Origin of the sequence: Pseudoalteromonas sp. T1lg65, assembly GCF_051930985.1 — a bacterium.
Taxonomy (GTDB): Bacteria; Pseudomonadota; Gammaproteobacteria; order Enterobacterales; family Alteromonadaceae; genus Pseudoalteromonas.
The window spans coordinates 3,178,374-3,199,752 of sequence record NZ_CP196837.1; the positions used below are offsets into that span (position 1 = coordinate 3,178,374).

Sequence of the window (21,379 nt, forward strand, 5' to 3'; positions counted from 1 at the left end):
AGATTGGTACTTTTCAAGGAATTATTATGAATCACACCGTTGCAGACCTAATGACCGCAGATCCTTTTGCGGTTACCGCTGACAATACTCTTCATGATGCACACAATATAATGAAAGAAAAAAATGTCCGGCATATTCCCGTTATCAATGAAGAAGGCATACTCGTGGGCATGCTAACTCAAAAAATAATGATTGCAAAAGTAATGGGGATTATGGCGACATATGGCGCCAACGCAATGGAAAGAAAAGAAAAACAAACCAAAGTTAACGATATCATGGCGACGGATTTCGCCAGTGTCACACCAGCACAAAGCCTACAAGACGTGGTGAAATTTTTTGTGGAAAACAGACATGGCTGCATGCCAGTGGTCGATGATGAAAATAAGCTGGTCGGTATTTTGACTTCTTCTGATTTTGTTAGACTGGCCGCGGTATTACTGGCATAAACATGTGGGGAAGTACTAACAATAGTCCTCCCCACTCGCTAAAATTAAGCTTTATCTTGTAACGTTCTGGCGACCGTTCTCATACCGACTGTTGTTGCTCCTGCGCTCCAAAGGCTATCTGCGCTATTTTGAAATGATGCAGCCAAATCAATATGCACCCAACCTTTGCCTTCATTTGGAACAAAACGAGACAAAAACCCAGCGGCATTTGATGCGCCACCAAATCCACCGCCTTTTTGTGCTCTACTATTCGCAGTATCTGCATAGGGCGAAGGGCAGCTATTTTGGTGCCACTTTTCAAGAGGCAAAGGCCAAGCGGCTTCAAATTCTTCACTAGCCAAAGTCTGTACGTCTCTGACAAGGTCTTTATCTAAGCCAAACAAGGCATTATATTCTTGACCAACCGCAACCAGCGCAGCCCCCGTTAACGTGGCAGCATCAATAATTAGCTCAGCGCCAGTTTCTCCCGCTGCCATCAGGCCATCAGCTAACACTAAGCGACCTTCTGCATCGGTATTAACAATCTCAACGGTGGTGCCATTTTTGTACGTTAGAATATCCCCCAACTTATAGGCATTGCCTGATATTAGGTTTTCAGCACAACATAAGAAGAGCTTAACTCGGCGATCAAAACCACGCTGAATTGCCAACGCGAGACCCGCAGTCACCGTCGCAGCACCACCCATATCGCACTTCATCGTTAACATTCCTTCGCTTGGCTTAATTGAGTAGCCACCCGAATCAAATGTAATACCTTTACCAACTAAAGCAGCGCTGACTGGCGCTTCATCATCCCCAGTTGGATTGTAATCAAGCTCAAGCAAAACAGGAGGACGATCACTACCGCGTCCTACAGAGTGGATCCCAATCCATTGTTGCTCAAGTAACGCATCACCTTTGATGATTTGATAACTCACATGCTCAGGAGCAAGTGACTGGATAAATTCTGCCGCTTTACCCGCGAGACTTTCAGGATAGATGTCTTCGGCTGTGCCGTTGATCATCTGGCGCATCCAAGTTGCAGCACGTTTAAGTGCCGCAAGCTCATTGAGATCAGATTGCGCATTTTCACAAAATGTCACAGGGTCTAGTGATTTTGCACTCACAAAACCTTGGTAAAAAGCCCATTGTGATTCAGTACACCAAAGTGCCCCACAGAGTTCCACTTGAGCAACCCCTTGCTGAGCTATGCTACGCGCGGCTTTTTGAACATTTTTTAGGGTTTCGTTTTCTTGCAGGTGGATCACAGCAGTATCTTTTTCAAAAGATACTACCGCGTTCGCGCCCAAATAACTTGGTGCGGCATCTTCCGTGAGTTTGACAACAAATTTATCTGACATTCTTATATTCACTCTTGTGTTCATTTGATCTCACAAGTGTACACTAGGCTGCAAATACACCCAACCGAAAGCGATTAATGAAGTTTGAACCAAAACTAAAAAAAGCAAAATTATTGAAACGTTATAAACGCTTCCTTGCCGATTTAGAAACAGGTGATGGTGAAACCTTTACAGCCCACTGCGCCAATACTGGCAGAATGACAGGCTGTGCCGAGCCTGGTTTCACTGGCTATTTCTCAACTAGCGACAATGTGAAGCGTAAGTACCCACATTCTCTAGAACTTACCCAAAACGACAAAGGCGAACTTATTTGTGTCAACACAACGGTTGCCAACAAAGTTGCTGTAGAGGCCATTGAAGAAAAACGCATCTCGCAGTTAAACGGCTATCAATCTCTGGCAACCGAAGTGAAATATGGAAACGAAAACAGCAGAATCGATATACTGTTAAGCGAGCCAAATGATGATAGTGCAAAGTATTGTTATGTTGAGGTCAAGTCCGTGACTCTACTTGAACAACACCAAGGTTACTTCCCTGATGCACCAAGCCTTAGGGGGCAAAAACACCTTCGAGAACTTATTCACATTAAACAACAAGGAAATCGTGCAGTACTGTTGTTCGTGGTATTACATACAGGCATAGAATCCGTGCAACCAGCGGCCCACATTGACCCTCAATACGCCAGACTGATAATCGAAGCACAGCAACAAGGTGTTGAAATTTATGCCTATAAAGCGGCTATTTCTGCCTCAAAAATAGCTATTACTGAACAAATACGCTTTACTGCCTATTGATAATAATAAATTTGCCCACATAACGTGGCAATCGCTCGCACCAGAAAAAAGGGTTAGCTTTTAAAATTCGGCATACTCTTTTAATAAAAAAGTGTTTGCTATGGGGTGAAGATTTTGCTATTTATAGCCGCCGGCGTTAGCTGGGGTTATGTATTAAGGATTTAGGAGAATGGTATGCCAGACCAGAAAAAATTAGGGTTATTGGCTCAAGCCGGGTTAGAACCTTATCAAGAAAAGCCAGGCGAAGAATACATGAATGAGGCACAACGTTCTCATTTCAGAAAAATATTGGAAGCATGGCGTGCAGACTTACGTAACGAAGTTGACCGTACGAAAACGCACATGCAAGATGAAGCGGCAAATTTCCCAGATCCTGTTGACAGAGCGGCACAAGAGGAAGAGTTCTCATTAGAGCTGCGTACTCGTGACCGTGAACGTAAATTGATCAAAAAGATCGAAAAGACACTACAACTTATCGACGACGATGATTTTGGTTTCTGTGAGTCATGTGGTATCGAAATTGGAATTCGCCGTTTAGAAGCTCGTCCAACTGCCGATTTATGTGTGGACTGTAAATCGCTAGCTGAAATCAAAGAAAAACAACAGGGCCGAGGATAATCTCAACCTGTTATGTCCCCAAACGCTGAATATTTTGGGAGCTATCGTGGCCGATTTGCTCCCTCCCCTTCTGGGCCACTTCACTTCGGTTCATTAGTAGCAGCATTAGCAAGCTACTTAGATGCAAAAGCTCACCACGGCCAATGGCTGGTTCGTATCGAAGATATTGACACTCCGCGTATGATTGATGGTGCCGACAGCGACATTTTAGCTACGCTGGATGCCTATGGATTACACTGGGACGGAACCGTTGTCTATCAATCTCAGCGACATGCACTTTATCAAGACACGCTTAACACTCTCAATAAATTGGGACTTGTCTATCCGTGCCAATGTACCCGAAAAGAAATTAAAGCGATGGGTGGCTTGTATGATAACCGCTGTAGAAACAAGTCATTGCCACAATCACAAAATGCTATTCGAATCGAGCAACATTTTCCGATAACAGGTTTTAATGACGCCATTCAAGGCCGAGTAGACATTCCCCCAAGTTTGGCACATGAAGATTATATTATCCGCAGGCGAGATGGTTTATTCGCATATCAGTTAGTGGTAGTGGTGGACGATATTGAACAAGGGATCACGCACATCGTTAGAGGCGCGGATCTATTAGAACCGACAGCCCGACAGATCAGTTTGTTCAATCAATTAAAGCAAAGCGTCCCGTTTTATTCACATGTCCCATTGGCGGTTGCAAAACCTGGTTTCAAGCTTTCAAAGCAAAATCATGCGCCAGCGATTAATAAGACTAACCCAATGCCAACTTTACACGCAGCACTAAGGTTCTTGGGACAGCCTGTTGATTCACTTGAAAATTATGACTCAAGTAAAGCGTTATTACAGCATGCTGTCCAAAATTACGACTTTAACCGCTTGCCTAAAGTCCCTGAAATTCAAGTACGACCTACAGCCGAAGATAGTTTTGAGTTTATTCCTGTTCACCGCTAACGCTTCAATTTCTGCTCAATTGAGTATATTATAGCGAGCCTTGTTAATTTGTTGATTGATTGCACTAATGTGATGGGCAGTAATATAAAGTGAAACCCATAATATCGCATCAACTGCAAACTAACTTAGCGCTTAAACGACCAAAAGTGACTTAAGTATTCATCTCGTTTAAGCGATTGCACCGAAATGCGAAACACCTTGCGTACGGTTGCAACTAAAGTATCCAAACAGAGAGTTGAATCGATGTCAGCTTTTAGGTGAGAGTCGACGATGTAGTTTGTGTTAAGTTATGCAGACATAAGACATTCAGCTTCATTCTGTTAAATACAACAAATCATTTAGCGAAATAAACAAACATTGCTCAGGAGACAGGTTATTATTACCACACTTGTAAACTTTTGCCGCCAGCTGGTTTCAGGATCTGGCAACACAGAGGTAAAAACAATAAACAAAACTCCTGTGGTCATCCCTCGCAGTGAGCATGGTATTTCGCGTAAACAGTTCAGTCCAAATGCCATCAAGGTACTTTATCGTTTAAAAGATGGTGGTTACGACGCTTACCTCGTTGGCGGTTGTATTCGAGACATCCTATTGGGACTTGAACCTAAAGATTTTGATGTCGTCACCAACGCCACCCCAGAGCAGGTGAAAAAGCTATTCAGAAACTGCCGCCTAATTGGTAGACGATTTCGCTTAGCTCACATTGTATTTGGCCGAGAAATTATAGAAGTTGCAACCATGCGCGGTCACCACCAAGGTGAAGACGAAGCAAATAAAATCAGTCAAGCCAGTGAGCACGGGCAATTATTGCGTGACAATGTCTACGGTAGTATCGAAGAAGATGCCGAGCGTCGTGATTTCACTATTAACGCCCTTTATTACTCTATCAATGATTTTTCTATCAAAGATTTTGCTGGCGGCGTTGCAGATATCAAAGCACGTAAAATAGAACTGATTGGTGATCCAGAAACTCGCTATCGCGAAGATCCGGTGCGCATGCTTCGCGCCGTCAGGTTTGCCACAAAACTAGATATGGAAATAGCCAAGGCCACCAAAACTCCAATTAAGCCTTTGGCACCTCTGTTAAGTAATATTCCAGCAGCCCGCCTGTTCGAAGAATCTTTAAAACTATTTTTAGGTGGTAAAGCCGAAGAAAACTTCTTGATGCTAAGAGAGCTAGGACTATTTGGGCAATTATATCCTGCTTTAGAAGCGATTCTTAGCAAACCAGAAAGTGACTTTGAGCGAAACTTCATCCAAAAAATGTTTGCTAACACCGACGAGCGGATTAATAGCAACAAAAAAGTGACACCAGCCTTTATCTATGCTGCCTTGCTTTGGTTCCCAATTCTTGAAAAGGTAGCCGAGCTTGAAGCTGATGGCCTTAACTCTCACGATGCCTTTATGCAAGCTATTAATCAGGTGCTCGCTGATAACGCTCGATGTGTTGCGGTTCCCAAACGTTTCACTTTAGGTGCACGTGATATCTGGCATATTCAACAACGTATTGATAAACGCTCAGGCCAGCGCGCATACCGCCTCAGTTTGTTACCGCGTTTTAAAGCTGCTTACGATTTTCTGTTGCTGAGAGTAGACAGTGGAGAAACGCAGCAAAAAGAGCTTGCTGACTGGTGGACTGAGTATTTGAATAAAGATGTCACAGGTCAAAAAGACATGGTAAAAGCCTTAGGCAGTGGCCAAGGTAAACCAAAACGTAGATACAAAAGAAAGCCAAGAAAACAACAGAAAGCTGAATAAATGAATACCGTCTATATCGGGCTCGGTGCAAATCTCTCTGAGCCAATAGCGCAGCTTACTAGTGCCCTTAACGTACTGGCTGCGCACCCACAGTTGACATTGAACAAGCAATCGAGCTTTTATGGCTCAAAACCAATGGGACCACAAGACCAACCGGATTATGTCAACGCCGTTGCTGAATTATCAACTTCGCTTGAGCCGATCGAGTTACTCGACATATTACAAGAGATTGAGCTAAACCACGGACGAGTAAGAAAAGATAACCGCTGGGGACCAAGAACTTTAGACTTAGATATTTTGTTATTTAACAATGAAATAATAACGACCTCTCGGCTTACGGTCCCACACTACGGCCTAACTGTGCGTGAATTTGTCGTTTATCCTCTGCTTGAGCTCGACTATGAGCTCGAATTACCGGATGGTAGGCAACTAAAAACGCTAGCCTCTGATGTTCCGTTAAATGGCCTCACCAAGCTACAATCATAATAACAACGAGAAGGAATGACTATGGCAAAAATTACTGTATCTACGCTTGCTAAAATGAAGCGTGAGAATAATAAAATCACCTCTTTGACCGCTTATGATGCAAGTTTTGCAAAGCTATTTCACGATTGTGGTGTCGACGTTTTACTCGTCGGCGACTCGCTGGGAATGGTCTTGCAAGGTAACGATGACACGTTAGCCGTTACCACGGACGAAGTTGCCTATCACACAAAATGTGTCAGAGCTGGAAGCAAAGACGTTTTTGTCATTGCTGATATGCCTTTCATGAGCTATTCCAACGTACAAACTAGCTGCGAAAACGCGGCTAAGCTAATGCGGGCTGGCGCGAATATGGTCAAACTAGAAGGCGGTGATTGGCTTTATGACAGTATTAAAGCGTTAACACAACAAGGTATTCCTGTGTGTGGTCATTTAGGGCTAACGCCGCAATCAGTGCACGTATTCGGTGGCTTCAAGATTCAAGGTCGAGACGACGATAAAGCGAATAAGATGGTAGAGGATGCAAAGGCCCTAGAAGCTGCAGGAGCCCAACTACTGGTCATCGAATGTATTCCGTCGGCATTGGCCAAACGCATTACTGAAGCCGTTTCAATTCCGGTAATAGGGATTGGTGCTGGAAAAGATACTGATGGTCAGATATTGGTGATGCATGACCTTGTTGGGATTTCGGCAGGTTATATACCAAAGTTTTCTAAAAACTTTTTACTGGAAACAGGAAACATGCATGATGCTGTCAAAAAGTACTGCGATGATGTAAAAGCAGGACTGTTTCCAACTAACGAGCATGAATTTAATTAAAATCGTCATGAGTGCACTTTAAGCTTATCAATGGTTCACTCAGAAAAAGAGACTAAAAATGCAGTCGATCACTGAAATTAAATCACTACGCAGTCAAATAAAAGCGTGGCGTCAACAAGGCTTAAGCATTGCCTTCGTACCGACAATGGGCAATCTACACCAAGGACACTTTTCTTTAGTTGAAAAAGCCAAGACGCTAGCAGATAAGGTCGTTGTCAGTATTTTTGTTAACCCTATGCAATTTGGCGCTAATGAAGATTTATCGACCTACCCGCGTACTCTAGATCAAGATAAACAAGGTCTCGCAGACTTAGATACCGATATTGTATTTACGCCCACTGTCGAAACCATCTATCCGAATGGTCATGCAGAACAAACTTTTGTCGACGTACCAGGAGTCTCTGAACGCCATTGTGGCGGCGCGAGGCCGGGACACTTCAGAGGTGTCGCTACGGTAGTGTGCAAACTGTTCAATTTGGTTCAGCCTGACTTTGCCTGCTTCGGTGAAAAAGATTTTCAACAGCTGCAAGTCATAAAAGCCATGGTTAAGGACCTATCTATCCCTGTCGAAGTGATAGGAGTACCAACTCAACGTGAAGTATCAGGACTTGCGATGAGTTCAAGAAATGGCTATCTCACTGAGGCGGAAAAAGACCAAGCAAAAGTGTTATACCAGACGTTGAAACACGCCGCTGATAGCATACTAGAAGGTGAGCTGAATTTCGATGCCATTCGCAATAAAGCCATTACCGATCTAACGGAAGCTGGATTAGTTGCTGATTATTTTAATATTGCCCAAAGGGATACCTTAAAGCCTGCTACACTGAAAGATAGTGATTTTGTCATATTAGCTGCTGCCTTTTTAGGTAAAGTAAGATTAATAGACAATATTCAGGTTTCTATTTAAGGAAAAATAATGAAAAACTCGCTCACTGTTATCTCACTTTGCTTCGTCATATTTGGTTGTGCTAACACTAACTCGCCAGAGTTGAATCAATGTGCACAACAAAACTATCAATGCGAAAGTAATTGTGAGCTACAAACAACGGCTGGTACGCTGTCTCACAGTGTTTGTACAGACAAATGTGTAGAAGCTTTTAATCAGTGTAAAGAACAGGCCGAACTGCTTAAAAAAGCGAGTCAAAACAACTAATTCATCAATACGTCCGCGCTGTCGCATTAATACATAATAAAAAACACGGTCGAGACCGTGTTTTTTATTTATAGTATGTGGCTGTCCATCTTAGCCTACCATCAACCTTAAACCCTGAACTTAGAGGTCGCATCTTTCAGGTTTTCAGATAACGTGTTCAAGTTTTCAGCAACATCTCTTACATCGTGTAACGCATGCATGGTATCTTGGAAAGAGTTATGCATAGAAGTGACATTATCCACCACCATAGCAGCAACAGACGTTTGCTCCTCTGTTGCGGCTGCAATTTGGCCATTCATACTATTAATTGATAATATCTGCTCAGCTATTTGTTCTATTGACTGACCGGTTTGGGCTGCAGCCTCCGCGTTATTAGAAGCCATATCACTGGCACTGGTCATTGCATTTACAGCTTGATTCGCAGCTTCAGTCAAAACGTTTAATAGCTCTCTAATTTCGTTAGTCGATTGCGCGGTACGAGATGCTAACTCTCTTACTTCGTCAGCAACCACGGCAAAACCACGTCCTTGCTCACCCGCTCTCGCAGCTTCTATCGCAGCATTCAAAGCTAAGAGGTTTGTTTGCTCTGCAATTGAGGTAATAACGTTTAGAATCTGCGTCACATTCTGAGTGTCGTCAGCAAGTTTATTGATTGTGTCTGCTGCACGGTTGATTTCTTCACTCAAAGCCTGTGATTCATTTACCGAGACTTGAATTTGACGTTTACTTTGCTCAACTTCTTGCTCTGCAACCTGTGCTGCATCAGAGGCTTGGGAAGCTGACTGAGAAATATCACCAACACTCAAACGCATTTCTTCCATTGATTGGCGCACCACTTCGGCATCGTGTGTTTGTTGATTTGTTGCAGACTCTGCTTTGCCCATCCCTTCAATCAGGCGTCCAGAATCTTTAGCCAGAGGTTCAACAACACTCATCACATCTACTACTGTCCCCTTAAGTAGCGCGACAAATTCATTGAAATTGATAGATACTTGGCCTATCTCATCACGAGAGCGGACATTCAAAGTAGTCGATAAAGAGCCTTCACCTTGCGCTAAAAGCTTCAAATTTTCTGCTGCATCTCGAGCTGAGCTTCCAATACGGTGCGCAATTGCTATCGCTAGCATGATTAGAATGATCAAAGAACAAACTGCTACAATAAGCATAATTTTTAGGGCGTTATCGGAGCGAGCTTCGGTGTTTTCCAAAAGCTCAATGAATCGATCATTTGCTCTTTCTTTAGCATTGTTAAAGCTTTTAACTAGGCTTTCGTATACTTCGGTTTTTCTTCTTGCATCTTCTTGAATTTTACTAAAATCCGCAGTTCCATCTATCATGCCTGAAGCAATTAAACGCGCCACCTCACTGTATTTTTTCAGTTCATCAGCACTATTACTTGGCATAAATCCACGTTGTACTGAGTCCAACTTGTCCAAATTTTCAGTGATTTGTTTTACTGTTTGTGCGGCTTTGCCAATAAGCTCAGTATCACCAAACGTGACTGCTTGTGTGTAGAGTTGATCCAAGTTTTGAAGGTTATTGGCGTTTTCTGCCGTGATATTTAATAGTTTGTAGGTGGATAATTTAAGTTCATTGAGGGCTTTCTGGTTGGAGCTAATTGCATTGTAGTTAACCATCACGATAGCTACGAACGCTACGACTGCAACCAAGGTTATTGCGTGTATCTTTTTGGTGATACTCAGATCTGCAAAAGCGGCACCTAGGCTCATATTTACACCTTCTAAAGAAAGACGGATTATAGATTTGTTTTTATCTTAGTTAACTATAGAGTATTTCCAATAATTTTGTTCAAAATCTTTATTCTAGATACAACTTTTTGCAATTAAGTGAACTCAAATCAAAATTTATAGCAAAGGTGAGATTTTATTCGTTATACGATTTAAATACGCCTTGCTGACGCTTTTCTATGAAGAAATATGAAGATTGAGGGTGATGATTGGTCAGTTTTTTGTAGGCCAAAGTGTTTTTTCAGCGTTGGATAGCAAAATGCCGCGTTCTTACGCGGCATTTGGATTTCTAAAAAAGAACGGTTATAGCAAGCCTAACTTGTTTAGCTCTCTAGTCGCCATTTCACTCGTAAGTGGCACATATCCGTCTTTTTCTACAATTTTCTGACCTTCTTTAGAAAGCACCATTTTCAAAAATTCGGCTTCAATTGGAGAAAGCGGTTTATTTGGGTGCTTATTCACATATACATATAAGAAGCGTGAAAGCGGATACTTACCTGTTGCGACATTTTCTAATGTTGCATCAACAAAATTGGTACCTTTTTTCGCAAGTGGTACAGTACGAACACCTGAAGTTTTGTAACCAATTCCTGAGTACCCTATTGCATTCACCGATGAAGAAATAGACTGTACAACAGATGCTGAACCTGGCTGCTCGTTTACATTGTTTTTGAAATCACCCTTACACAACGCTTTCTTCTTAAAGTAACCGTAAGTACCTGATACAGAGTTACGACCGTATAACTGGATGTCTTTCGTACCCCAATCACCAGATAACCCTAAGTCGCTCCAACGATTTGCTTCTGCAGCGGCACCACATTTACGTGTAGAAGAGAAAATCGAATCCACTTGTTGAATCGTCAAACCTTCAATTGGATTATCTTTATGAACAAAAACAGCCAAGGCATCGATTGCAACTCGAACTTCGGTTGGCTTGTAGCCATAACGCTTCTCAAAAGCTTCGATTTCTTTTGATTTCATTTTTCGGCTCATTGGACCGAAGTTAGCTGTTGCTTCTGTTAACGCTGGTGGCGCAGTAGATGAACCTGCGGCTTGAATTTGGATGTTTACATTTGGGTAAATGCGCTTATATTCTTCAGCCCAAAATGTCATCATGTTTGCTAGGGTATCTGAGCCCACAGATGAAAAGTTTCCTGAGATACCGCTGGTTTTCTCATATGCAGGTAGTTTCTCATCAAGAGCAGAAACTTGTGATGATACTAAAGTAGTAACAGCCACACCCATTGCGGCAACTAAGCTTTTAAATTTCATTCGGGTCACTCCAGTTGTTGGTCCCATTAGTTTATGTTGCTCATTTTGCAGCTCATAAATGACAATAAAATTACTGTCAGATTACAATTTTGTGACTTCAATCCATTGTCATAAAAATGCCTTTTGTTTTTGGAAAAGCAAACCAAAATTTCGAGCCTTCACCAACTTTACTTTCAATCTTTAATGTAGAGTCATGTCTAGAAAGTACATGCTTGGTAATAGCTAAGCCCAAGCCCGATCCACCGGTCTTGCGACTACGAGCCTTATCAACTCGATAAAATCGTTCAGTCAAACGGTGGATGTGTTCAGCCGCAATACCATCTCCATTATCGATAACACTAAATTGAGGCAGGTCATTTACCAGCTGCCAATTGACTTCAATTTTACCGCCAGGCTTAGTGTAATGAATGGCATTAAAAACCAGATTAGAAAAAGCACTTCTCAACTCATCTGGCGCACCTTTAACATCGATATTTCTATCAATGTTAAATACCAGTTCATGTCCTTTATCTTGGTTAAGTGAGTTGGCTTCGGTATGAATAAGATCGAGCATCGCCGGCACATTTACCGCTTTGTCGTTGTCTTGTTTTCTTGCGCCTTCGATCCGAGAAAGTGACAATAACTGGTTCACCAAACTATCCATCCGTTTGCATTGCTCCATCATCGTACCATGTGCTTTTTCCCATATCGCTGGCGGTGGCATATTATCACTGTCCATCATTTCAAGATAACCCGCCATGACGGTTAAAGGCGTTCGCAATTCATGAGAAACATTTGCCACGAAATCCTTACGCATTTGTTCTAGTTGCTTTAAGCGACTGATATCCCTGGCAACTAGCATCAGCTGCTCTGCATAAGGCATCACTCGAATTTCCAATACTTTCTCATGCGCAAGCCCGGTCTCTAACTCGAGCGGCTCATCAAAGCGTTGACGCAGCATGTAGCGAACGAATTTTGGATCTCGGATCAAGTTGTCTAAGCGTTGACCATGGTCAGTTGGCCACTGTAATCCTAGTACTTTAAGTGCTAATTGATTACACCACACAATACTCAAATCTTTTTGCAAAACGACAACAGCATCAGGAATTGCTTCAGCACCTTCTCTAAAACGACGAATTAGCTCCGCCAACTCGTTACGCTTTTTTCTATTGCGTTGTTGAAGTTGGTAAATTCCTTCAAATACTTGTTCCCACGCCCCTTTCCCTTCAGGTGGATTAAAGCTGCGTTGATTCAACAACCAGTCACTGAGTCGATATAACTGCTGGTAATGCCACACCAACAGCGCGAGTGCACCAACAGATAACAGAATAAAGGGAATGTCGAGGAAATACCCGATAACGCCTAGCGGTAAAAAATACAAAAACAGGCGTCTGAACAGCGCCTGTTTATCAATCACTTTATACATGAATCAAGTCCGTTATGGAGTACTTACTACGTACTCCAACATAGTATACGACTACAGTTTACTAGAAAAACGATAACCCGCGCCACGTACAGTTTGTACTAAACGGTCATGACCTAAAGGCGCAATCGCTTTGCGTAAACGTCTAATATGCACGTCAACGGTACGATCTTCAACATATACATTAGTACCCCAAACATGATCAAGTAGCTGTTCACGGCTATATACACGCTCAGGATGTGTCATAAAGAAGTGTAGTAATCGGAACTCAGTTGGCCCCATATCTAGCTCTGTGCCTGCCGAAGTCACGCGGTGAGAAATTGGATCTAATCGCAAACCATGCACTTCGATTGCTTCTTCCAACGAGGTAGGAGAAACTCGACGCATCACCGCTTTAATTCGAGCCATAAGTTCTTTAGGAGAAAACGGCTTTGTCACGTAGTCGTCGGCACCGACTTCTAATCCTTTGACTTTATCTTCTTCTTCACCACGAGCGGTAAGCATGATAATAGGGATTTGACGTGTATATTCGCTTTGCTTGAATTTCTTCGCAATTTGAATGCCGCTACCACCTGGTAACATCCAATCCAATAACACCATGTCTGGATAAGGTTCTACCATTGCTGCAATCGCAGAATCGTAATCTTCGGCTTCAATCGCTTGGAAACCATTTTGCTCTAGTACAAACACCAGCATCTCTCTGATAGGTGCTTCATCATCAACTACAAGTACTTTACGTGACATCCCAAATGTTCTCTCATTACTGATGTGTTGATGTCATTATTATGACTAACTATGACAATTTTATGAAAGTCTAACTGCTAAAGTACAATCTCGCTAAAAAAAATTTCTATTTTGGATACATAGCGACTTAAACAATGAAAAACCTAGCTAATTTTTGCGGGTAGCTACTTCCACTATAATTAGGCTCAGACCATACGCAGTGATAATGACTCCTACATTGATCGGTAAATGATAAGCAAAGATCCACGGATCACGATTTTATTAACTAACGCTTTGAGGATCATTTTTTTACTAAGACGAAGTGTTAAAGATCATTTTTATACCAACTGGTAGTGCAATTTATAAGCACAAAGCCTCTTATTCATAGCTGCACCTATATTGATTACGTGGTAAGTCATTGATCTTTTCATAATGAGATCAAACAACTTGGTAAAACGATGATCCTGCTTAGTAAGATCCTGATCCTTGTTAGTAAGAAGTTGATCTCTACATGCTGTGCTTGATAAAAATCTGATCCCTGCAATACCAATTGCATTAAATAAATGAGCTAGTTAGTTATTCTAAATGAGAAATTTTTAACGAAGCTAATAGGGTATTTCTCCCTTCAAATTGGTTAGAGAATTAATACAATTGGTATAACAGACAAATGTTCATTTAGTTGGTAAAAAAAAGCCCCCTGATCATCAGAGGGCTTATGCTTAATTGCTGGATACTATAAGCTAAGTGATTACTTAACTTGTGCGTTTAATTCACCACTTAAGTATTTAAGGTGCATCTCATCCAAAGAAATCGGCTTGATCTTATTGGCTTGACCCGCTGTGCCAAAAGCTTCGTAGCGTGCAATACAAATTTCAGTCATCGCTTTAGTTGCTTCAGCAAGGAATTTACGAGGATCAAAATTTGAAGGGTTCTGTGCAAGGTGACGACGAACCGCACCGGTAGATGCCAAACGCAGATCCGTATCGATATTTACTTTACGCACACCATGTTTGATCCCTTCCACGATCTGCTCAACTGGCACGCCATAAGTCTCTGGGATTTCACCACCAAACTCATTAATCACCGCCAGCCACTCTTGCGGTACTGAAGATGAGCCATGCATGACTAAGTGTGTGTTTGGAATACGTGCGTGGATTTCTTTGATGCGATTGATCGCAAGAATGTCGCCTGTTGGTGGACGAGTAAACTTGTAAGCACCATGCGATGTACCACACGCAATTGCTAGCGCGTCAACACCGGTTTTTCTTACAAAGTCAGCCGCCTCTTCAGGATCGGTAAGTAGTTGGTCGTGAGTTAGTTTACCAACCGCACCAATACCATCTTCTTCCCCAGCTTCACCAGTTTCTAATGAACCTAGTACACCTAGTTCCCCCTCAACAGAAACACCGCACGCATGCGCCATTTCAACGGTACGACGTGTTACATCCACATTGTACTCATAGCTCGAAGGTGTTTTGCCATCTTCAAGCAGTGAACCATCCATCATCACTGATGAAAAACCTAACTGGATAGAACGCTGACACACAGCTGGAGAAGTACCGTGGTCTTGATGCATAACAACTGGGATATGCGGCCATTCTTCAATCGCTGCTAAAATCATGTGACGAATGAAAGGCGCGCCTGCATACTTACGTGCACCAGCTGAACCTTGCACAATAACCGGACTGTTGGTCTTGTCCGCTGCTTCCATGATGGCACGCATTTGCTCTTGGTTGTTTACGTTGAACGCTGGAACACCGTAGCCATGTTCAGCTGCATGGTCCAAAAGTTGACGCATACTGATTAAAGCCATATCGCTTTTCTCCAATTGTTGATAGCCATCGCTATCGGTTTGAACGGGATTAGAAAAGCTGAACGAATCCATGACCCGTCCAGCATTGGCGCAATGCGCCTACTCAGAAATAAAGTGAAAGTGAGAGAGCTTTATTTCTGAGTCTATTACTTAACTATTTGCTCTTTTTTCAAGCATAGCAACTGCTGGTAATTTTTTGCCTTCTAAAAACTCTAAGAAAGCACCACCACCTGTTGAGATGTAAGAAATGTCTTTTTCTACACCATACTTATCAATTGCAGCTAATGTGTCACCACCACCGGCAATCGAAAATGCCGATGACTTAGCGATGGCATTCGCAATCGCTTCTGTGCCGTTGCCGAACTGATCAAATTCGAATACCCCAACCGGACCATTCCAAACTACAGTGCCTGCTTTAGCAATGATATTTGCAAGATGAGTCGCTGTATCAGGACCGATGTCAAAGATCATGTCATCATCAGATACTTCTGTAACATCTTTAATTACTGCTACTGCAGATTCAGAAAATTCGTTGCCTACCACGACATCGGTCGGTACTGGAATTTCGCCATCATTGGCTTTAGCAGCATTAGACAGCTTGTTTGCTTCAGGAATTAAATCCGCTTCATACAAAGACTTACCTACTGGATGACCCGCAGCTGCGATAAAGGTGTTTGCTATGCCACCACCAGTAACTAACTGGTCAACCACAGTAGACAATGAATCTAATACGGTTAGTTTCGTCGACACTTTTGACCCACCAACAATTGCCACTAACGGTCTTGCTGGATTGTCTAGCGCTTTGCCTAAAGCATCAAGCTCAGCGGCAAGCAATGGTCCTGCACAAGCAACTTCTGCAAATAAACCAACGCCATGCGTTGATGCTTGAGCACGGTGAGCAGTACCAAACGCATCCATTACATACACATCGCACAGTGCAGCGAGCTTCTTCGCAAGCGCTTCGTCGTCTTTCTTTTCACCAATGTTAAAGCGCACGTTTTCAAACACCACAACCTCGTTGTCTGCAACCTCAACACCATCTAGGTAATCTTTTGCTAAGCGAACTTGCTGTGGTAATGCTTGTGCTAGATAGTCAACGACTGGCTGCATAGAAAACTGAGGATCGTACTCTCCCTCTGTCGGTCTACCCAGGTGCGACATTACCATTACCTTTGCGCCTTTTTCTAAAGCAAGCTTAATGGTTGGCAACGCGGCACGAATGCGCGCATCTGAAGCGACTTTGCCATCCTTAACAGGCACATTTAGGTCTTCACGAATGAGTACTCGTTTACCGTTTAAATCTAAATCTGCCATCTTAATGACTGACATGGGAACTCTCCTTCAAGAACGATACATGATTTTTTGACTACTGATACTTTTGTTTTATTGGCAATGACAAAGGTATGGCCTATCACCATTGCCTAAAATTTAGCGCATCATAGATGCTGCCGTGTCTAGCATACGATTGGCAAATCCCCACTCGTTGTCACACCAGACCAATAATTTCACTAGGCGCTTGTGGCTTACCCGGGTTTGTGTACCATCTATGATACAAGAATGCGCATCATGATTAAAATCAACCGAGACTAATGGTTCTTCGGTATAACTCAAAATTCCTTCCAGTCGACCACCACTGGCGTTTTGTAATGCTTGATTTACCGCTTCAAGTGTTACGTCTTGATTCACCGTCACACTGAGATCCATCGCCGTCACGTTTATAGTTGGTACACGTACCGCAATAGCTTCAAAACGACCTTGAAACTTAGGTAAGATTCTTTCTATACCGCGTGCCAGCTTGGTATCGACAGGAATAATCGATTGACTCGCAGCACGAGTACGGCGTAAATCACTGTGATACGCATCGATCACTTGTTGATCATGCATCGAAGCATGAATCGTTGTGATAGCCCCTGATTCTATTCCAAAGTGATCATCTAGTACTTTTATGACAGGAACAATACAGTTAGTAGTACAAGACCCATTTGATACGATGGTGTGTTCGGGCAGCAATACCTCGTCGTTGATACCGTAAATAACGGTCGCATCAACATCCGCATCTGCTGGGTGCGAAAACAATACCTTCTTTGCCCCAGCTTGAATGTGTTGCAGGGCATGCTGTCTCGAATGATAAACCCCGGTACAATCCAATACCACATCCACATCGAGCGCACGCCAGGGTAAATGACTAGGATCAGGCTCAGAAAAAAGCTGAATTTGGTCGTCAGCAACTTGTAAAAAGGAGGCGGTTAGAGAAACAGGATAGCCAAAACGGCCATGTGATGTGTCATACTTTAATAGATGCGCAATGCCTTGTGGGTCTGCTAACTCGTTGATAGCAACGATTTCAATTTCATTATTGCGCTGAGATTCATACAGTGCGCGAACAATGTTGCGCCCTATTCGCCCAAAACCATTAATTGCGAGCTTAATTGCCATTAAAATAAAAACCTACTAAATCGCAAGTACGAAAGTCTCCCCCCGTTAAGATGCGGCTATTGTAATAGACCTTAGACAAATGTGTAAGACTTAGGCATAAATTTTTATAGCTGCTTGTCCAACTTTGCCTTCTAGCCTCATTATGACGTGACTAATACAAAGAGCAGGTATAACTGGACGTCTTAAATCGGGATAATTAGAGCCTGTTGGTCTTTCATTAAGTTCAGGCCTTTTTACCTGAAAACAAAGCGACGCACCCGACCAACTCGACGCTAACATCAATAAATTGCTCATTTAACACTTCGGTCAATGAATCCAGATCGTCATCAAGATTACTAAAGATCCCTTTTTCGTTATAAATACCCATTAGCTTGCGCGCAACAAAGTTCTGCTCGGTTCCCTTTCCTAAAATAGTACTTCCAAACAATACTCCACCCGTCGTCATATATTCTTTCAAGTGCTCAAATATAATTCCTTTTGTGGAAATACTTCCCGGCAAACAATGAAGTAGAAAGTTAACGCTGATTGAATCAAACTTTTCCGCGTTCAGCTTAAGTGGCTGTAGGATATCAGCTCGGTAAATTTCAGGCTGAAAGTGACTGATCACTTCAGATGCTTTATCCAAACTGTTTTGATTTAAGTCTAACAGCGCGATTCGCTGTGTTGTCTGGGGTAAAAAGTGCTTAAGATAATAGCCAGAACCAACTCCAACATCTAAATGGTTATCCGAGACCTGCTCAACAAACTTTTCAGCAATCCGTGGCGTTGGACATTTCCAAAAATAACGGTTAGATACGCCTAATACCCAAAAATCATAGATTGAAAGTACATTCTTTGTATAGACTGCTTGCCCTGCAATAGTCGCCTGTTTATCCATTTTTTAGTCTCTTTTTGGGAATCGAAATTAAATTAGAAATTATACTGAGGAGACTACAAAATCTCGCCTAATCGGCATATTCACTCCAACGTTGACACCTGTACCACAGGCATTATTCAAGGCCAAACATAGCACACTTTTGAGTAGCGTAAACATCACGAAAATATTTCATTGAAACTCTCTATTTGCCTACAGTCACCTTTTTATTCTATTAAGCAGCATAGTCGTGTAGGAGTTATTTTAAATCTCGAATACGACAGTGGGGATTTTTAGTACTACTAACTTGGGCAAGTAACAGCTCGGCTGTAGCTAGCGCATCGCTTAACGCATCGTGCACTTGATGAGATGGCAAGCCGTATCTTGCACGGCATTGACTTAAAGTTAGCGCATCTTGCGCAAGCGGATAACCACTTTGCAAGATTTTGTTTTTTTCGATCTGCATTGTATCTAGCATCAAAGCTGGTTTTTGTGAAAGCTGGTAGTGATTTATTGCTACTTTCAGAAAAGACCAATCCAACGGAAGGTTGTGTGCCACCAACACTTTGCCATCAATTTCTTTGCAAAACTGAGTAACTAAAGTCTTCAAACTCTTGCCTTGAGCTTTTAACGTATGGTTATCCACACCATGATAAATTGGGCTTTGTGATAATGTTGCGACCTCTTTGTTTAGTAGTAGTTGGCTGCGCTTTACGATTATCCGACCGCTTTCCACTGGCAGCCAAGCCAGCGAGACAATTTCACCGTTTTTGGGATCAAGTCCTGTCAGCTCTAAGTCGACGACAACACAGCTTGCCTCTGAAAATTCTAAATGACTGTTTTTCCATTGCTGTACAATTCGCGAAAACCAACTCATAAACTGCCTCTGGCAAATTTAAATGCACATGCTTGCTGTGCTTGCTTGACCAGATAAAAGGCCTCTTTAAGTTGATGGCGTTCCAGTGAGGATAAATGCTCAGGGTTAATACAATTGGCCGGTAACCCTTCATGATTGATCTGAGTTTTTAATCTTAACTGAGTAAGATACCGCCAGCAGTCTGTTAAGTTATCGAGATCTTCTTTCACCAACAATTGACCACCAGCTAAAGTATCGAGGCGCTCTAAAGTGTTGGCTTTCTCTACACCCGCTCGCAGTGCATAAAGCCGTACCACATCATTGATAATGGCAACGCCCCGCTTTTTAAGGTTCAGATACTTATGTTTACTATCTTCCCCTTCCAGTTTAAATTGCTGGAATAACCCAATTGGCACAGAATTAGTATTAATATCACTTGCCATCGCCGCGTAAAAAAGCTCATTTTTACTGATCCCTGCCAACGCGTGACTCAGTGCGGCATACAAATCTCCCGCCCCATCAATAAAGCGCATATCAAAGTAAATTTTGCAATTTAGCATCGCCTTTGGCGTGGGAGATGTTATCCAGGCTGAAAACTTTTCGGTCCATTGTGTGACTGTCGCCTGGCATTCTGGATTACTTGCCATAATATTGCCTGGACAAGAGACAATGCCACATTCATTAAGCTGCTCACAAACAAACGTTCCCATCGCTGCGAAATATTCACGGTGATGAGGCTCAACATCATCAGGTAGCAATAGCCCGTTGTCTTGATCTGAGTGAAGTGTTTGCTCCTCCCTTGCTTGCGATCCAAAACAGATCCACGCAAAGCGACAAGGCGCTTGGCCGTGTTTATCCTGATATAAAAAGATCAATCGAGAGGTCATCGCATCAGTGAGACCACTGAGCAGCTTGCCGATTAATGAAATATCTTCAATATGATACGAAAACTTGCGAAGCAACTCTGGGATCTCTTGTGCGCAGGTTTTTAAGGTATGAAGGTTTTGCGCCTTGTAGATCCGCCCAATCAATTGCACCGGATCGCTCTTTTGCTGCCGTAGTAGATCCGTACTGGTCAACATTCCTAATGGTCTAAAGTTTTCGTCTAACACGGGTAAATGATGAATATTGTGTTTTAGCATTAAGTGCAGGGCAGTAAAAACCCGATTGTTTTCAAAAATATGCTTGGGTGATCTCGTCATAATTTCAGCGAGAGCAAGCTCTGGCGACACATCTTTAGCCAATACTCGGTTACGCAGATCTCTGTCTGTCACCAATCCCACCAACTTAGCCTGCTCAGTGACCATTATGGATGAAACGCCGAACTCACTCATTTTTTTTGCCGCTTCTCTAATGCTAGAAGTGGGCGAGATAGACACCGCAGCTTTGTTCATCAATTCAGCGATCTTTCGTTCCGACCACGTTTCATTTTGTTGCTTATATTTGGATGACAGCAACCGATTGGCATGAGCACGCACAAAGTATTGCTCAAAAGCTTTGTATTCACGGCGCAAAAAGTCAAACTCAGGCTGGGCCAACACATACAACAACCCTTCTTGTTGCACTTCAATCCGATTTTGAATGGCATCGCCGGTGAGTAGTGACGGATAGCCAAAGTAGTCACCTTGGCTCATTCGCCCAATTAATTCATCTTTTGGTGAGATTAAGTCGACTAACCCTGAGCGGATCAAATACAGATTCGGCTCGCCACTTTTCAGCCAATGATGCTGGTTTGCAGCCGTCAGGTAGACAATTTCGAGATGCTTTGCAAAGTAGCTGGCTGCTGACTCCGGCAGCTCACTAAACGGTGCCTGCTTAAGCACAAACTGGTAGATATCTTGAATTTCGGGTGTCATTTCAATCCCTGTTTACTGTGGGTCAAAACAAACGTGCCCGACATTACAGCCGGGCACTTCT

General features: G+C 42.7%; 21 protein-coding genes. 9 read left to right on the plus strand and 12 right to left on the minus strand.

Annotated features, from left to right (window positions below; genetic code table 11):
- Positions 1 to 26: 26 nt before the first annotated feature.
- Positions 27 to 446 carry a CBS domain-containing protein gene (locus tag ACSLBF_RS14120; protein ID WP_440053994.1) on the plus strand — a complete coding sequence of 140 codons (420 nt, stop codon included), beginning with the start codon at positions 27 to 29 and terminating at the stop codon, positions 444 to 446.
- Positions 447 to 490: 44 nt separating this feature from the next.
- On the opposite strand, the gene pepB is transcribed toward ACSLBF_RS14120, so the two are convergent.
- Positions 491 to 1,786 carry an aminopeptidase PepB gene (pepB, locus tag ACSLBF_RS14125; protein ID WP_440053995.1) on the minus strand — a complete coding sequence of 432 codons (1,296 nt, stop codon included), beginning with the start codon at positions 1,784 to 1,786 and terminating at the stop codon, positions 491 to 493.
- 77 nt (positions 1,787 to 1,863) lie between these two features.
- Here pepB and sfsA point away from each other — a divergent pair, with 77 nt between their 5' ends.
- The 8 genes from sfsA to ACSLBF_RS14165 all read left to right on the plus strand — a co-directional run bounded on the left by sfsA (position 1,864) and on the right by ACSLBF_RS14165 (position 8,359).
- Positions 1,864 to 2,580: a DNA/RNA nuclease SfsA gene (gene sfsA, locus ACSLBF_RS14130; RefSeq protein WP_440053996.1), complete on the plus strand. Its 717-nt coding sequence runs from the start codon at positions 1,864 to 1,866 to the stop codon at positions 2,578 to 2,580.
- 174 nt (positions 2,581 to 2,754) lie between these two features.
- Positions 2,755 to 3,198, plus strand: a complete 444-nt coding sequence (dksA, locus tag ACSLBF_RS14135; protein WP_440053997.1) for an RNA polymerase-binding protein DksA — start codon at positions 2,755 to 2,757, stop codon at positions 3,196 to 3,198.
- A 12-nt stretch (positions 3,199 to 3,210) separates the two neighbouring features.
- A complete protein-coding gene (gene gluQRS, locus ACSLBF_RS14140; protein WP_440053998.1) occupies positions 3,211 to 4,146 on the plus strand; it encodes a tRNA glutamyl-Q(34) synthetase GluQRS in 936 nt (311 codons plus the stop codon).
- A 459-nt stretch (positions 4,147 to 4,605) separates the two neighbouring features.
- The gene (gene pcnB, locus ACSLBF_RS14145) at positions 4,606 to 5,904 is read left to right on the plus strand and encodes a polynucleotide adenylyltransferase PcnB (RefSeq protein ID WP_440053999.1); all 1,299 of its coding nucleotides are present in this window, start codon (positions 4,606 to 4,608) and stop codon (positions 5,902 to 5,904) included.
- Complete coding sequence (gene folK, locus ACSLBF_RS14150) at positions 5,905 to 6,390, plus strand: 2-amino-4-hydroxy-6-hydroxymethyldihydropteridine diphosphokinase (RefSeq protein WP_440054000.1); 486 nt, start codon at positions 5,905 to 5,907, stop codon at positions 6,388 to 6,390.
- A gap of 21 nt (positions 6,391 to 6,411) precedes the next feature.
- Entirely contained in the window at positions 6,412 to 7,206 is a 795-nt protein-coding gene (panB, locus tag ACSLBF_RS14155) for a 3-methyl-2-oxobutanoate hydroxymethyltransferase (RefSeq protein WP_440054001.1), read from the plus strand.
- A gap of 58 nt (positions 7,207 to 7,264) precedes the next feature.
- A complete protein-coding gene (gene panC / locus ACSLBF_RS14160; protein ID WP_440054002.1) occupies positions 7,265 to 8,113 on the plus strand; it encodes a pantoate--beta-alanine ligase in 849 nt (282 codons plus the stop codon).
- 9 nt (positions 8,114 to 8,122) lie between these two features.
- On the plus strand, positions 8,123 to 8,359 hold the full coding sequence (locus ACSLBF_RS14165) for a hypothetical protein (RefSeq protein ID WP_440054003.1): 237 nt from the start codon (positions 8,123 to 8,125) through the stop codon (positions 8,357 to 8,359).
- 107 nt (positions 8,360 to 8,466) lie between these two features.
- On the opposite strand, the gene ACSLBF_RS14170 is transcribed toward ACSLBF_RS14165, so the two are convergent.
- From ACSLBF_RS14170 to ACSLBF_RS14220, 11 genes are all read right to left on the minus strand, one after another.
- On the minus strand, positions 8,467 to 10,089 hold the full coding sequence (locus ACSLBF_RS14170) for a methyl-accepting chemotaxis protein (RefSeq protein WP_440054004.1): 1,623 nt from the start codon (positions 10,087 to 10,089) through the stop codon (positions 8,467 to 8,469).
- Positions 10,090 to 10,410: 321 nt separating this feature from the next.
- Complete coding sequence (locus ACSLBF_RS14175) at positions 10,411 to 11,379, minus strand: PstS family phosphate ABC transporter substrate-binding protein (protein ID WP_440054005.1); 969 nt, start codon at positions 11,377 to 11,379, stop codon at positions 10,411 to 10,413.
- A 97-nt stretch (positions 11,380 to 11,476) separates the two neighbouring features.
- Positions 11,477 to 12,784: a phosphate regulon sensor histidine kinase PhoR gene (gene phoR, locus ACSLBF_RS14180; RefSeq protein WP_440054006.1), complete on the minus strand. Its 1,308-nt coding sequence runs from the start codon at positions 12,782 to 12,784 to the stop codon at positions 11,477 to 11,479.
- A gap of 51 nt (positions 12,785 to 12,835) precedes the next feature.
- Positions 12,836 to 13,525: a phosphate regulon transcriptional regulator PhoB gene (gene phoB, locus ACSLBF_RS14185; protein ID WP_440054007.1), complete on the minus strand. Its 690-nt coding sequence runs from the start codon at positions 13,523 to 13,525 to the stop codon at positions 12,836 to 12,838.
- A 127-nt stretch (positions 13,526 to 13,652) separates the two neighbouring features.
- Positions 13,653 to 13,772: a peptidase inhibitor family I36 protein gene (locus tag ACSLBF_RS14190; RefSeq protein WP_440054008.1), complete on the minus strand. Its 120-nt coding sequence runs from the start codon at positions 13,770 to 13,772 to the stop codon at positions 13,653 to 13,655.
- Positions 13,773 to 14,252: 480 nt separating this feature from the next.
- Entirely contained in the window at positions 14,253 to 15,317 is a 1,065-nt protein-coding gene (gene fba / locus ACSLBF_RS14195; RefSeq protein ID WP_440056243.1) for a class II fructose-bisphosphate aldolase, read from the minus strand.
- Positions 15,318 to 15,467: 150 nt separating this feature from the next.
- Positions 15,468 to 16,646 (minus strand): phosphoglycerate kinase, encoded by a 1,179-nt coding sequence (locus ACSLBF_RS14200; RefSeq protein WP_440054009.1) that lies wholly within the window; start codon positions 16,644 to 16,646, stop codon positions 15,468 to 15,470.
- A gap of 99 nt (positions 16,647 to 16,745) precedes the next feature.
- Complete coding sequence (epd, locus tag ACSLBF_RS14205) at positions 16,746 to 17,753, minus strand: erythrose-4-phosphate dehydrogenase (protein WP_440054010.1); 1,008 nt, start codon at positions 17,751 to 17,753, stop codon at positions 16,746 to 16,748.
- 223 nt (positions 17,754 to 17,976) lie between these two features.
- Positions 17,977 to 18,630 (minus strand): class I SAM-dependent methyltransferase, encoded by a 654-nt coding sequence (locus ACSLBF_RS14210; protein WP_440054011.1) that lies wholly within the window; start codon positions 18,628 to 18,630, stop codon positions 17,977 to 17,979.
- A gap of 235 nt (positions 18,631 to 18,865) precedes the next feature.
- Positions 18,866 to 19,483 carry a 3'-5' exonuclease gene (locus tag ACSLBF_RS14215; protein ID WP_440054012.1) on the minus strand — a complete coding sequence of 206 codons (618 nt, stop codon included), beginning with the start codon at positions 19,481 to 19,483 and terminating at the stop codon, positions 18,866 to 18,868.
- Positions 19,480 to 21,318, minus strand: coding sequence for a DUF294 nucleotidyltransferase-like domain-containing protein (locus ACSLBF_RS14220; protein ID WP_440054013.1), 1,839 nt, complete (start codon positions 21,316 to 21,318; stop codon positions 19,480 to 19,482). The genes ACSLBF_RS14215 and ACSLBF_RS14220 overlap by 4 nt, the downstream gene beginning before the upstream one ends.
- Positions 21,319 to 21,379: the final 61 nt, after the last annotated feature.